Genomic DNA, 13,685 nt, shown 5'->3' with positions numbered 1-13,685 from the left:
CTGGCCCCTACCGGCTGGGCGCCATCCTGCAAGACCCGGGCACCCTTCCCGGATCGGGCTGCAACGCCCAGAAGACCGGCGAAATCGGGGTTCTGAACGGCGATCCGAGCGCGACCCTTTGCAGGCCAGGCTCTGGAGGCCAACGGCATTCCCTTGTCCGCCTATCTGCCGATGAACGCCATTCCCTGGTACGATGGCCCGGCCAGTCGGCCCGCGCGGCTGCTGAAGGAGGGCGCCGCTTATAACCGTCGGCTCATTCTGGAGGCGGGCGTGGATCTGGTGCTGCTTCTCGGGCGGCAGGCCTGGACAAGCGCGCGGTATCTGAACCTGCCGGACCGGATCGGGATCCGGAGGCTGCCGCATCCCGGGCGTCTCGGACTTATCAACTATCGCGAGAACGGCAAGATCGTTGGCGCTCGCGAGGCACAAAAACGGCTGATCGCGGGGTTCGCCCTGCGCTGATCCGGCTTCCGCGTCCAGCCCAACGGCAATCTGTTGTTTCTAATGTACGAAAATTGGCCCCCGCCTGAACAGGCCCCGGCCTCAAGGCTCTGGCGGGCCGCACTATCGGACCGGGGGAGCAATCGTGAACCGAGAGGGATATCCCGACCAAACTCCGGCTTCGACGGGCTTTTGAGGCCGATTTCCGCCTCGATCCCGCAAGCCATCGGCCCCCTCGCGCATCGACCAGCCAGGCGGAGCGCCGATCCGCGCGTCCCGGTCCCGCCGGGCACAAATAAAACCGGCACGCCCGTTACACGCGCCGGCTTTCATTTCGACGATCCGGGCGCTGCCCCCGAACCCGGACCTCCGCCTCCGCCGTTCAGAGCCAGGTGTGGAAGCTCGATTTCGCCATCGGCTCCCAGTGCGACCCGGTCCGGTGGGGCGCGTAGATCTCGGCGATCTTCGCCACGGCGGCTTCGGGGCTCATCTCTTCGCTATCGCCGGTGCGGCGCGAGGTCAGCTCGACCACGCCGGTCTTCAGCCCGCGCGGGCCCACGGTGATCCGCCAGGGCAGGCCGATCAGGTCCATGGTCGCGAACTTGGCGCCGGCGCGTTCCTCGCGGTCGTCGTAAAGCGGCTCGAGCCCCTTGTCGGACAGCGCCTTGTAGATCCCCTTGCAGGCGCCATCGGCCTCGGCATCGCCCTGCTTGAGATTGACGATGCCGCAATGGAAGGGCGTCACGCCCTCGGGCCAGATGATGCCCCGGTCGTCATGGTTGGCCTCGATCAGCGCGCCGACCAGGCGCGAGACGCCGATGCCGTGGCTGCCCATGTGAACCGGCACCCGTTCGCCCTTGTCGTTGACGACGGTGGCCCCCATCGGTTCGGAATACTTGGTGCCGAAATAGAAGATCTGGCCGACCTCGATCCCGCGCGAGCTGCGCCGCCGCGCCTCGGGGATCGCCTCGTAAAGCGCCGCGTCATGGGTTTCGTCGGTGCGGGCGTAGGGCGTCGTCCATTCCTTGACGATCTGCGCGCATTCGGCGCGGTCGTCGTAGTTCACGTTCCGGTCGCCGAAGGTCAGATCGAGGATTGCACTGTCATAGAAGACCTCGGATTCGCCGGTATCGGCCAGCACCAGGAATTCATGGGTGTCGTCGCCGCCGATCGGTCCGCTGTCGGCGCGCATCGGGATCGCCTTCAGCCCCATCCGTTCATAGGTGCGCAGATAGCTGACCATGTGCCGGTTATAGGCATGGATCGCGCTGTCATAGTCGATATCGAAGTTGTAGCCGTCCTTCATGTAGAATTCGCGGCCCCGCATCACGCCGAAGCGCGGGCGGACCTCGTCGCGGAATTTCCACTGGATGTGGTACAGCGTCAGCGGCAGGTCCTTGTAGCTGCCCACATGCGACCGGAAGATGTCGGTGATCATCTCTTCGTTGGTGGGGCCGTACAGCATGTCGCGGTCGTGACGGTCGCGGATCCGCAGCATCTCGGGGCCGTAGGCGTCATAGCGCCCGCTCTCGCGCCACAGATCGGCCGATTGCAGCGTCGGCATCAGCATCGGGATATGACCCGCGCGGATCTGTTCTTCGTGCACGATGGCCTCGAGCTTCTTGAGCACCTTGAAGCCCAGCGGCAGCCAGGAATAGATCCCGGCCGAGGCCTGCTTGATCATTCCCGCCCTCAGCATCAGCCGGTGGCTTGCGATCTGGGCTTCGGAAGGGGTCTCCTTCAGGACGGGCAGGAAATAGCGGGACAGGCGCATTTTCGGGTCGGGCCTCGTGAATTGACGTCCCTGCCCTCCTATGTCATCGCGGACGGCCAGACAAGCGCCGCCCTTGCAAGGCAGGCCGGTCTGGGCGAAGACGGATTGCAACCGATACGGGAGAGGGCGGATGGGCTTGCCGGTCCGGGCACAGGCGAAATACTGGGGCATCGCGGCTGCGGCGATCGTGCTGATCCTGATGCTGCTGGGCGATGTGATGATGCCTTTCCTGGTGGGGATGGCGGTTGCCTATTTCCTCGACCCGGTGGCCGACCGGCTGGAACGGGCGGGGTTCTCGCGGGTGGGCGCGACGGTCACGATCACGCTCTGCGCGCTGGTGATCTTCGTGCTGGGCGCACTGCTGGTGTTGCCCTCGATGATCGAACAGGCGGTGGCGCTGGTCAATGCCGCGCCCGATCTCGCCAGCCATCTGCATGCCTTCCTGACCGAACGCTTCCCGTCGCTTGCGGATAACGGCTCGACCGTCCGAAAGACCCTGACGGGCATCGGCGAGGCGGTGCAGGCCAAGGGCGGCGAGCTTCTGAACGGGGTGCTGACCTCGGTCGTCAGCATCGTCGACATGGTGGTGCTGGTCGTGCTGGTGCCGGTCATCACCTTCTACCTGCTGATGGACTGGGACCGGATGGTGGCCGAGGTCGACCGGCTTCTGCCGCGCGACCATGCGCCGGTGATCCGCCGTCTCGCGGGCGAGATCGACCGGACGCTCGCGGGTTTCATCCGCGGCCAGGGTACGGTCTGCCTGATCCTGGGCGTCTTCTATGCGGTGGCGCTGGGCCTGCTGGGGCTGAATTACGGGCTGATCGTGGGCTTCGTCGCCGGGATGATCTCGTTCATTCCTTACGTTGGCGCGGTGGTCGGCGGCGTCCTGGCGCTGGGGCTCGCGCTGTTCCAGTTCTGGGGCGAGTGGTGGATGATCGCCATCGCGGGCGGCATCTTCTTCGCGGGCCAGCAGATCGAGGGCCATATCCTGACGCCGAAGCTCGTCGGCGGGTCGGTCGGGCTGCATCCGGTCTGGCTGATCTTCGCGCTGTCGGCCTTCGGATCGCTGTTCGGTTTCGTCGGGCTGCTGGCCGCGGTGCCGGTGGCGGCGGCTCTGGGCGTGCTGACCCGATTCTTCATCGCCCAATACATGGACAGCCGACTTTACCGGGGCATGGCCGGGCGCGACGACGCGCCCGCCCCCGACAGCGACGAGGACGCGGCCTGAGATGGTACGGCAACTGGCCCTCGAGCTTCCGGTGCGTCCGGCCCGCGGCCGGGCCGCCTTCTTCGTGGCCCCGCCCAATGCGCTGGCGGTGCAGCAGATCGACGCCTGGCGCGACTGGCCCGCGCGCAAGCTGGTGCTGATCGGCCCCGAGGCCTCGGGCAAGACCCATCTGGTGCATGTCTGGGCCGATCTCGCCTCGGCCGAGGTGATCCATGCCCGCGACCTGCCGCAGGCCGAATTGCCCGCGCTGGCGGCCGCCGGGGCCGTGGCGGTCGAGGATGCCGACCGGATCGCGGGCCGCAGACAGGCCGAGGATGCGCTTTTTCATCTGCACAACCTTCTGGCGGCCGAGGGCGGCACGCTCTTGATGACCGCGCGCCGGGCGCCGCGCGACTGGGGGCTGTGCCTGCCCGATCTGGCCAGCCGGGTGCAGGCCGCCGCCACCGCCCATCTGGAGCCGCCCGACGACACGCTGCTGGCCGCAGTGCTGGTCAAGCTGTTCGCAGACCGCCAGATCGCCGTCAGCCCCGACCTGATCGGCTATCTGGTGGACCGGATGGAACGGTCCTTCGCCGCCGCCGCCGAGACCGTTGCCGCCATCGACCGCGAGGCCTTGGCCAGCCGCCGCAAGCCCGGCCCCCGCCTGGCCCGCGAGGTGCTGGACAACGGCCCCGGAGGGGATGATTAACTGTCATGCATCCGTCACAGTGATTGCTCATAAGCCCGCCATGACCCAAGCCGATTTCCTCGTTGCCCCGTTCCCCGAACCGGTCGAGATCCCCGAACCCCAACGGATCGGCCCCAAGCGGTTCTATAACCGCGAACTGTCCTGGCTGGGGTTCAACTGGCGGGTGCTTGAAGAGGCGTCGAACCCGCGGGTGCCGCTGCTGGAACGGGTGCGCTTCGTCTCGATTTCGGCGACGAACCTCGACGAATTCTATACCGTCCGGGTCGCGGGCCTGCGCGAGCTGGCCAAGAAGGGCAATATCGTGCCCGCGGCCGACGGGCTGACGCCCGCCGAACAGCTGGTGCTGATCGACCGCGACGCGCGCAAGCTCCTGCAATCGCAACAGACCGCCTGGAACAAGCTCAAGCGCGAGATGGAGGATGCGGGCATCCACATCCTGACCCGCTCGCGGCTGACCGCGGCCGACCGCGCGCATCTGGAAGACTATTTCCTGCGGAAGGTGTTTCCGGTGCTCTCGCCGCTCGCGATCGACCCGGCGCATCCCTTCCCCTTCATCCCCAACACGGGTTTCTGCCTGGCGCTCCAGCTTGAACGCGACCGCGACGGCCATCCGCTTCAGGCGCTGTTGCCGATCCCGCACCAGATCCAGCGCTTCGTGCGGCTGCCCGCCGAGGATGGCCAGCAGCGCTTCTTGCCGATGGAAGAGCTGTTGCTGGTGCATCTGGGCTCGCTCTTCCCGGGCTATCGCGAGGTCGGAAGCTGCACCTTCCGGGTGCTGCGCGACAGCGACCTCGAGGTCGAGGACGAGGCCGAGGATCTGGTGCGCGAATTCGAGGTGGCGCTGAAACGCCGCCGCCGCGGCGAGGTGGTGCGCATGAAGCTGTCGGCGGGCGCGCCCGAACAGCTGCGCTCGGTCATCATGCGCGAGCTGCACATCACTGAGGAAGAAGTTATCGAGGTGCGCGGCATCATCGGCGTCGCCGATCTGAAGGAACTGGTCATCGACGAGCGGCCCGACCTGCTCTGGCCGCCCTTCACGCCGCGCGTGCCGGAACGGGTCCAGGACCATGACGGCGACATGTTCGCCGCGATCCGGCAGAAGGACATGCTGCTGCACCACCCCTACGAGACCTTCGACATGGTGGTGCGCTTCCTGCAGCAGGCCGCGCGCGATCCCAACGTGGTGGCGATCAAGCAGACGCTTTACCGGACCTCGAAGAACTCGCCCATCGTCGAGGCGCTGTGCGAGGCGGCCGAGGACGGCAAGTCGGTCAGCGCGCTGGTCGAGCTGAAGGCGCGCTTCGACGAGGCCGCCAACATCCGCCAGTCGCGTCGGCTGGAGCGTGCGGGCGCGCATGTGATCTATGGCTTCATCAACTACAAGACCCATGCCAAGATCAGCACGGTCGTCCGGCGCGAGGGCGACCAGCTGGTGACCTATACCCATTTCGGCACCGGCAACTACCACCCGATCACCGCGCGGATCTATACCGACCTGTCGCTGTTCACCTGCGACGAGGCTCTGGGGCGCGACGCGACCAAGGTCTTCAACTATGTCGGCGGCTATGCCGAGCCCGCCCATCTGGAGAACCTGTCGATCTCGCCGCTGTCGCTGAAATCGACGCTGATGCAGCGGATCGCCGAGGAATCGGACCATGCCCGCAACGGGCGGCCCGCGCATATCTGGGCCAAGATGAACTCGCTGATCGAATCCGACGTGATCGACGCGCTTTACGCGGCCTCGAATGCGGGCGTGAAGATCGAGCTTGTGGTGCGCGGCATCTGCGGCATTCGGCCCGGCATCAAGGGCCTGTCCGAGAATATCCGGATCAAGTCGATCATCGGCCGGTTCCTCGAACATTCGCGCATCGTCTGCTTCGGCAACGGGCATGGCCTGCCCTCGCACCGCGCCCGGGTCTATATCTCGTCGGCCGACTGGATGGGCCGCAACCTCAACCGCCGGGTCGAGACGCTGGTCGAATGCACCAACCCCACCGTCAAGGCACAGATCACCGACCAGATCATGACCGCGAATTTCGCCGACGAGGCGCAAAGCTGGGTGATGCAGCCCGATGGCAGCTTCGTGCGCGCCGAAGCGGGACCCGATGCCTTCAACTGCCACCGCTTCTTCATGGAGAATGCCTCGCTCTCGGGGCGGGGCTCGGCCGGGGCGGCCGATGTGCGGCAGCTGGCGAAGGTCAAGGATTGACCCCACCTCGCCAGTTTTGGCAGAGTCCCCCTGCGGTCCCGAGGAGAGGCAATTCATGGACGGACAGGCCGAGGATCGCCCCGAGGCATGGGATCCTTTCGGACGCTCGCTGTTCGGCGGGCCAGAGGCCCGTGCGCTGTCGCGCGTCGGCGTCGTCGATATCGGGTCGAACTCGGTCCGGATGGTGGTGTTCGACGGCGCGGCGCGCAGCCCCGCCTATTTCTTCAACGAAAAGGTCATGTGCGCGCTTGGCGCGGGCCTGAGCGAAACCAACCGCCTGTCGCCCGAGGGGCGGCGCCGGGCGCTGGCCGCGCTGAAACGCTTCGAGATCCTGTCCGAAGCGATGGGCGCCGCGCCCTTGACCGTGGTCGCCACCGCCGCCATGCGCGACGCCGAGGACGGCCCCGAATTCCGCGCCGAGATCGAACGCGCCACCGGGCTGAAGATCTGGGTGATCGACGGCACCGAAGAGGCGCGGCTGTCGGCCCAGGGGGTGCTTCTGGGCTGGCCCGGCGCCGAGGGCATCGTCTGCGACATCGGCGGGTCCTCGATGGAGCTGGCGGAGCTGAAGGGCGGCATCGTCGGACAGCGCGGCACCTCGCCTCTGGGCCCGCTCAAGTTGCGCGACGTGCCGGGCGGCAAGAAGGGGCTCGACCGCTATATCGGGCAGGAGATCGAGCGTCTGGCCGCGCCGATGCCGATCGCGCCGCCCCGGCTTTATCTCGTCGGCGGGTCCTGGCGCGCCATCGCCCGGCTCGACATGGAACGGCGCGGCTATCCGCTGACGGTGCTGCACGAATACCGGATGACGCGAAGCTCGCTGTCGGAAACCATCGACTGGATCGCCACGTCGGATACCGAGGCGTTGCGCCAAAGGACCGGCACCTCGCCCGACCGCATGGCGCTGGTGCCCTATGCGGCGCAGGTGCTGAAGAAGCTTGTCGCCCATCTGCGCCCGCGCGAGATCGCGGTGTCGAGCTACGGCATCCGCGAGGGGCTGCTTTTCGAACAGATGCCCGCAGATCTGCGCGCCCGCGACCCGCTGATCGAGGCCTGCCGCTTTGCCGAACAGACCTCGGCGCGGCTTCCGGGCTTCGGCAACCGGCTTTACAACTTCATCCTGCCGCTGTTCGGCGCGGCCGGTCCGGAAAAGCGCCGTTTGATCCGCGCCGCCTGCCTGTTGCACGACACCGCCTGGCGCGCCCATCCCGACTATCGCCACGAGGTCTGCTTCGAATCCGCGACCCAGGCCAATCTGGGCGGGCTGGAACATTGGGAGCGGGTGTTTCTGGGGGTGTCGCTGCTGCATCGCTACAAGAACAGCCGCGCGGGCAGCCGGTTCGAGCCGCTATTCGCGCTGCTCGAGCCCGAGCAGATCCGCCAGGCCGAGGTGCTGGGCAAGGCGATGCGCTTCGGTGCGATGTTCTCGCTGCAGGCGCCCGACAGCCTGGCCGAGCTGCGTCATTACCCCAAGAAGAAGCAACTTGAACTGATCCTCGCCGCCGGGTCCGAGGCCCTGTTCGGCGAGGTGGCCGAGGCGCGGTTCGCCTCGCTCGCGAAGGCGCTGGGGGTCGAAACCAGCGTCCGCGTCCGCCGCCACTGAGCGGCGCGGCGCAGGCCAGAGGAGGCCGGAAGCATGGGCAGGGATCTTGTCTTTCGCGCCTCGGCACGGCTGATGGCTATGGACGATGCCGCCTGGGCGCGCCATGCCAATCCCTGGAGCGGCTGGTCGCGCCTGTCGGTTCTGCCGCTTCTGAGTGTTGCCGCCTGGAGCCGGATCTGGCTTGGTTGGGGCGCACTGGCACCGCTGGCGCTGGTGCTGGTCTGGACCTGGGCCAATCCCCGCCTCTTCCCGCCGCCCGCCTCGACCGGGTCCTGGATGTCGCGGGGGGTGCTAGGCGAGCGGATCTGGCTGACGCAGGGAACCGACCCCGCCTTCGCGCATCACCGCCCGGTGGTCCGCGCGCTCGGCCTGGCGGGGGCGCTGGGCCTTGGTCTGCTTCTGGCCGGGCTTGCCCTGCTGGCACCCGCGCCCACGGCCGCCGGGCTCGCGGTGGCGATGCTGTCAAAGCTCTGGCTGCTCGACCGGATGGTCTGGGTGCATCGCGATGCGGGCGCGCCCGGATTGCCGCCTGGCTGAGCCGTCCCTCCTGCCACCGGGACAGACGGAAGTCGGTATCGACCGGACCGGCCGCTCGGGCTTAGGCTCGGAATGTGCGGAGAGCTCTTTCCGCATGGAGGACCGGTTCGGCCGGGGGGCTGCGGACGCCAGAGCCTCGCGCATGTCGCGGGCCTTGCTACATGTGCGCCGACCGGATCGGACCCCGAGGGAGGAGATGACCCGATGTCCAGCTATGACGGCGGATGCGCCCATGTGCATGCCCATGCCGACCACGACCCGATCGACAACCACACCTGCCACTGTTCGGTCTGCAAGCGGGTGACCGGCCAGCCCACGACCCATGTGGTGTTCTTCAGGCATGGCGATCTTGCCGCCGAGGGCGGGCCGATGAAGCGGGTGCCCTTCAACGACCGGAACCCGGACGGGCCGCTGGAAATCTGCATCTGCGAGGAATGCGGCACGCCGATCATGCTGGACGACAAGCAGGGCCGCATCCGCGCCGTGGTGCCGAACCTGATGGGCTCCAGCGCCGAGATGCCCGCGACCTATCACGCCTTCTACGACGCCGCGACCGGGGTGCCGAAACCCGATGACGGGCGGCCGGTCTATGAGGGGCTCCGCCCCGATTTCGTCTGGCCCCAGCCGTCCTGACGGGCGGCGGGCCGGCGGGGGCGCCGGGACGCCCGGGTTCCGGCGCCCTTCCCGACCTCGGCCGTCTTCCCTTCGGCCGAGGCGTCAGAGCGTGGCGTCAGATCTCGATGTCGTCGGCGTGATCGGGATCTGCCAGCGGCGGCGCGCCGGGCTTGCGGCGGATGATGATATCGCCATTCGGCAGACGCTCGGGCATCTGATAGGCGTCGAGATCGTCGATCAGGTCCATCAACCGCGACAGCACCGGTTCGGCCGCCTCGGCGAAGTCCCTCATCCGGGGCTGGATCTCGTCGCCGAGCCCCTTGAAGAGCTTGCGCATCCCCTCGCCCAGAAGATCGAGCCCCTTATCCAGATCGCCCGGATCGTTGGCCCCGCCCGTGCCGTCGAGCGGCGCGCCGTCCTGGGCCGCGACAGGCGGTGCCGCAAGCGACAGGGCCAGCAGAAGGGCGATCAGCGGGGCATGGGCGGCCAGACGAGTCATGGCCCCAGTATAGGCGCCGCGCGGCGGAAAATGAACCGGCTGCGCACATCGGGTCGCGGGCGCGTCACAGCGCGATGTCGAGGCTGACCGGGAAATGGTCCGAGGCGGTCAACAGCGCCTCGCGCAGCTCGGGCACCCGGTAAAGCTCGGGGTCGTCGAAGGGATGCCAGATCCGCCAGACGGGGGCGCGCGCGCGCAGATCGGCCGAGACCAGTACATAGTCGAGCAGCGCCGACAGATAGCGCCCGGTCGTCGGCACATAGAACCGCGCCGAGGCCGGTTGCGCCGCCAGAAGCCCCTGCAACGCCGCGCGCGCATGGGGGTCGTAAAGCCGCCGGTCGGGCGGCCCGTCCTGCCCCAGCACGATCTCGAGCCCCGAGCGGCCAAAGAGCTTTTCGTATTCGTCGAGCCCCGGCCCGTCATTGAGATCGCCCAGAACGATCAGTGGTTCGCCCGCCTCAAGATGCGTCTCGACCCGCTGACGAAGCCAGATGCACTGGGCCAGTTGCTTGCGGCGGTTCTCGATCGAGATGCGGATCACCTCTTCGGGGCTGCGCGCCCCGTGCGGCGCCTTCGACTTGGCATGCACCCCGATCATCCGAAGCGACGCGCCCGAGGCGGTTTCGACCGCCAGTTCCAGCGGCGGCTTGGAAAACCGGATGAGGTCCGGCGCGGCATCGACATCGACGTCCCAGCGAAACACCCCGTCGAAGCGCGGCGCCTCGCGCGCCCCCTTGCGGCCGGTGGGCAGCCCCTGCGGGTCGTGCCGCGCCTCCAGCCGGTCGGGGTCGTAAAGCAGCGCGATTTCCTGCTGGGTGTCGTTCGCGAACCCGATCACCGCGCGCCGGGCCCTGAGGGCGAAGGCCTGCGCGAAACCTTCCAGCGCCCGCACCGTGCCGCGCCGCCCATTCTGGTCGGGTGCCTCGATCACCATCACCGCATCGGCGTCGAGCGCGGTAAAGACGATCCCCAGCGCCTCGATCTGGGCATGCCGCGTCAGCCCGTGCCGCCCCGATGGGCCGTCATCGTCCAGAAGCGCGCCCGCATCGTCGAAAAGCGCGTTGAACCATTCGACATTGTAGGTGGCGATCCTCACGCCGCGCGTTCCGCGACGATGGCCTCCCAGGCCTGATTGACCGCCACCAGCCGCCGTTCGGCCAGCTTGATCGCCTCTTCGGGCACGCCGCGCGCCTGCATCCGGTCGGGATGGGTCTCGCGGACCTCGGCGCGCCAGACCTTGCGGATGGCATCCAGATCGTCCTCGGGGTCGACCCCCAGCACCGCATAGGGATCGGGCACCGCGTCGGGCACGAAGCGGGCACGGAGCGTGCGGAACTGGCGGTCTGTCAGCCCGAAGATCTCGGCCACCCGGGCAAGGAAGGCATCCTCGTCGGGGTGATAGTCGCCATCGGCCAGCGCGATGAAGAAAAGCCCCTCCATCAGGTCGCAAAGCGGCGCCTCGGTCTCGCGGAACATGCGGCGGATACGGCGGGCGTAATCCTCGAAGCCCGCCACGTCCTGCCGGGCCAGATCGAAGACCCGGGCCGCATTGGCCTCTTCCCCCGGCGGGATGGTGAAGACCTCGCGGAAGGCCGCCACCTCGTCGCGGGTGACCCGGCCATCGGCCTTGGCCATCTTGGCGCCCAGCGCGATCACCGCGATGGTGAAAGCTACGGTGCGTTCGGGGGCGGTGCGCAGCCGGTCGAACACGGCCGCAAGGCCTTCGCCCTTGGCAAGGGCGGACAAAGCGTCGGCGATGCGGGACCAGAGCGACATGCGCAGAGCTTAGCCCGCCAGCGCGGCAGAGTCAGGTCGGGCATTCGGCCGCCCTGACGGTGTCGCAGCGGCAAGCCCCGCCGGTTTTCGGCAAATATTCGCCATCATTCGAGAATCCGGCGCCCATGGGGCGTGTCGATCAGCGCCCGAAGCGCCGGTTCCGGCCCCGGATGCACCGCCACCAGCGGATCGTCCAGCAGGCCTTCGAGGGCGTGGCACAGGTCGTCTGCGCGCGGGTGGTACAGTTCAAGCCCCACCAGACGGCACCCGGTATCGGGCAGCATCGCCACCGGATGCAGATCGCCCTGCCATTCGATCAGCGCAGGGAAGAGCCCGCCGAAGGACAGTTCTCCGTCTTCGGGTACCGCCATCCGCCAGCGTAGATCGCCGCGCGCGAAGGCCATGGGCCGCCCCGACCCGGCAGGCGCCCGCGCAAGCGCGGCCCCAAGGTCAGACGTGCGCGCCACCCAGGCGGCGGGGCGCGGCCGCCCCTCGAACCGGTCGAGCCCGAACCAGCGCGCCCGGCCGGGCGGCGGCGCTTCGGGGTCGATGGCAATCACCTCGAGATAAAGCGCGGGGCTCAGCCGCAGCAGCCGGTTATGGGTGCCCATCGCCTCATGCCGCCCGCCCGCGGCCAGACGCACCCCAAGCGCGGCCTCGACCGCGGCCACGCCCTCGTCCAGCGTCGCCGCCGCAATGGCCAGATGATCGAGTTCGAGCATCGCATGTCCCGCGTTTTGCGGCGGTTTCGGGGCCGGATCGCCCCACCCGCAATTGACTTCTCAAGGCCAGAACCCCATCTGGCAGACAGACAATCCAGTAAAAATCGGGAAGTTCAATGCTGCTCCGCGCGCTCGACAAGTTTTTCGGCCACGAAGCCTCTGGTGGTATTCTGCTCATGCTTGCGGCGCTGGCCGCGCTCATCGTCGCCAATTCCTCGCTGCAACCCGCCTATGACAGCGCGCTCGGCGCGACCTTCTCGGTGCTCTTGAATGGCGAGGGGTTGGAAAAACCCCTGATCCTGTGGATCAATGACGGGCTGATGGCGGTCTTTTTCTTCCTGATCGGTCTGGAGCTCAAGCGCGAGATGCGCGAGGGCAAGCTGAAGAAACCCGCCGACGTGGTCTTGCCGGGGATGGCAGCGGTCGGCGGCATGGTGGTGCCCGCGCTGATCTTCGCGGCCTTCAACTGGGGCAGCCCCGAAACCCTGTCAGGCTGGGCCATTCCGGCCGCGACCGACATCGCCTTCGCGCTGGGGGTGCTGGCGCTTCTGGGCGACCGGGTCCCGGCGGCGCTGAAGGTGTTCCTGCTGACGCTGGCCATCCTCGACGATCTGGGCGCCATCGTCATCATCGCGCTGTTCTACACAGCCGATCTGAAAGTCGACTACCTGTTCCTGGCGCTGATCCCGCTGGCCGGGCTGATCTGGCTGAACCTCCGGGGCGCGCACCGGATCGCGCCGATGATCCTGCTGGGCACGATCATGTGGTTCTTCGTGCTGAAATCGGGGGTGCATGCGACCATCGCGGGCGTGGTGACGGCCTTCTGCATCCCGCTGACCGACAAATGGGGGAAATCGCCCCTGCACGCGCTGGAACATGCGCTGTCGCCCTATGTGCTGTACCTGATCCTGCCGATCTTCGCCTTCGGGAATGCGGGCGTGGTGCTGACCGGCATCTCGCCGTCGGACCTGCTGCAGCCGCTGCCGCTGGGCGTGGCGCTGGGGCTGGTGATCGGCAAGCAGCTGGGCGTCTTCGCGGTGACCTTCGCCATGGTCAAGTCCGGGCTCGCCCGTCTGCCCGAGGGCGTCGGCTGGGTCCATATCTACGGGCTCTCCTGCCTCGCCGGGATCGGCTTCACGATGTCGCTTTTCATCGGCTCGCTCAGCTTTGGCGATCCGGCCCTGATGAACGACGTCCGTCTGGGCGTGCTGTGCGGCTCGGCGATCTCGGCGGTTCTGGGCTATGCAGCCTTGCGCCTGATCGCGAGCCCTGCCGGGGCAAAGCAGGTCGCCACGGCCCGATGACCGTCCCCGGTCCGCAGTCGCCCGTCCGTGGGCGACTGCGGACCGATCGGCCAGACGGCAAGCCGTCCCTTCCGACGCCAGACCCTAAATCACCGGAAGGTCGCGCGACCTCAGCGCTCTAACCGCCTGAGTTTTCCAGAACAACACATGCACATACCGTGAATCCGGGAAACAGATTCCGGCGCACATTTTCCTCAGCCAGCCACCCGGTCTGGGGGCTCCGAGCGACGACGCGGCATCGCGAAAACGACACTCACAGATCGCACGACAGGACACATCCGATCCCTGC

13 protein-coding genes are annotated in these 13,685 nt (G+C 67.6%); 8 read left to right on the top strand and 5 right to left on the bottom strand.

Features of this window, described 5'->3' with window-relative positions:
• The first annotated feature begins 153 nt into the window (after window positions 1–153).
• Entirely contained in the window at window positions 154–462 is a 309-nt protein-coding gene (locus DSD19_RS01350) for a hypothetical protein (RefSeq protein WP_113668273.1), read from the top strand.
• Window positions 463–823: 361 nt separating this feature from the next.
• Here the strand turns inward: DSD19_RS01350 and proS are convergent, their stop codons facing one another.
• On the bottom strand, window positions 824–2,215 hold the full coding sequence (gene proS, locus DSD19_RS01345) for a proline--tRNA ligase (RefSeq protein ID WP_113668272.1): 1,392 nt from the start codon (window positions 2,213–2,215) through the stop codon (window positions 824–826).
• A 130-nt stretch (window positions 2,216–2,345) separates the two neighbouring features.
• Between proS and DSD19_RS01340 the strand changes: the two genes are divergently transcribed.
• From DSD19_RS01340 to DSD19_RS01315, 6 genes are all read left to right on the top strand, one after another.
• Entirely contained in the window at window positions 2,346–3,443 is a 1,098-nt protein-coding gene (locus DSD19_RS01340; RefSeq protein WP_075786162.1) for an AI-2E family transporter, read from the top strand.
• A 1-nt stretch (window position 3,444) separates the two neighbouring features.
• Complete coding sequence (locus DSD19_RS01335) at window positions 3,445–4,131, top strand: DnaA ATPase domain-containing protein (RefSeq protein WP_075786163.1); 687 nt, start codon at window positions 3,445–3,447, stop codon at window positions 4,129–4,131.
• 40 nt (window positions 4,132–4,171) lie between these two features.
• Window positions 4,172–6,340, top strand: coding sequence for an RNA degradosome polyphosphate kinase (locus DSD19_RS01330; protein WP_113668271.1), 2,169 nt, complete (start codon window positions 4,172–4,174; stop codon window positions 6,338–6,340).
• A gap of 55 nt (window positions 6,341–6,395) precedes the next feature.
• Window positions 6,396–7,943, top strand: coding sequence for a Ppx/GppA family phosphatase (locus DSD19_RS01325; protein WP_075786165.1), 1,548 nt, complete (start codon window positions 6,396–6,398; stop codon window positions 7,941–7,943).
• 33 nt (window positions 7,944–7,976) lie between these two features.
• Window positions 7,977–8,480, top strand: coding sequence for a DUF6653 family protein (locus DSD19_RS01320; protein ID WP_243627603.1), 504 nt, complete (start codon window positions 7,977–7,979; stop codon window positions 8,478–8,480).
• A 204-nt stretch (window positions 8,481–8,684) separates the two neighbouring features.
• Window positions 8,685–9,113: a GFA family protein gene (locus DSD19_RS01315; protein ID WP_075786167.1), complete on the top strand. Its 429-nt coding sequence runs from the start codon at window positions 8,685–8,687 to the stop codon at window positions 9,111–9,113.
• A gap of 97 nt (window positions 9,114–9,210) precedes the next feature.
• Here DSD19_RS01315 and DSD19_RS01310 read toward each other — a convergent pair whose 3' ends face one another.
• The 4 genes from DSD19_RS01310 to DSD19_RS01295 form a co-directional block, all read right to left on the bottom strand.
• Window positions 9,211–9,594, bottom strand: a complete 384-nt coding sequence (locus DSD19_RS01310; protein ID WP_113668270.1) for an AAA+ family ATPase — start codon at window positions 9,592–9,594, stop codon at window positions 9,211–9,213.
• 64 nt (window positions 9,595–9,658) lie between these two features.
• A complete protein-coding gene (locus tag DSD19_RS01305; RefSeq protein WP_113668269.1) occupies window positions 9,659–10,690 on the bottom strand; it encodes an endonuclease/exonuclease/phosphatase family protein in 1,032 nt (343 codons plus the stop codon).
• Window positions 10,687–11,370: a molecular chaperone DjiA gene (locus DSD19_RS01300; protein ID WP_113668268.1), complete on the bottom strand. Its 684-nt coding sequence runs from the start codon at window positions 11,368–11,370 to the stop codon at window positions 10,687–10,689. The genes DSD19_RS01305 and DSD19_RS01300 overlap by 4 nt, the downstream gene beginning before the upstream one ends.
• Before the next feature lie 104 nt (window positions 11,371–11,474).
• Complete coding sequence (locus DSD19_RS01295; protein WP_113668267.1) at window positions 11,475–12,092, bottom strand: VOC family protein; 618 nt, start codon at window positions 12,090–12,092, stop codon at window positions 11,475–11,477.
• Window positions 12,093–12,208: 116 nt separating this feature from the next.
• Between DSD19_RS01295 and nhaA the strand changes: the two genes are divergently transcribed.
• Window positions 12,209–13,396, top strand: a complete 1,188-nt coding sequence (gene nhaA, locus DSD19_RS01290; protein WP_113668266.1) for a Na+/H+ antiporter NhaA — start codon at window positions 12,209–12,211, stop codon at window positions 13,394–13,396.
• The last annotated feature ends 289 nt before the right edge of the window (window positions 13,397–13,685 follow it).

This window comes from Rhodovulum sp. BSW8, from assembly GCF_003314725.1.
Classification (GTDB): domain Bacteria; phylum Pseudomonadota; class Alphaproteobacteria; order Rhodobacterales; family Rhodobacteraceae; genus Rhodovulum; species Rhodovulum visakhapatnamense.
This window is presented reverse-complemented; position numbering and strand designations above follow the sequence as displayed.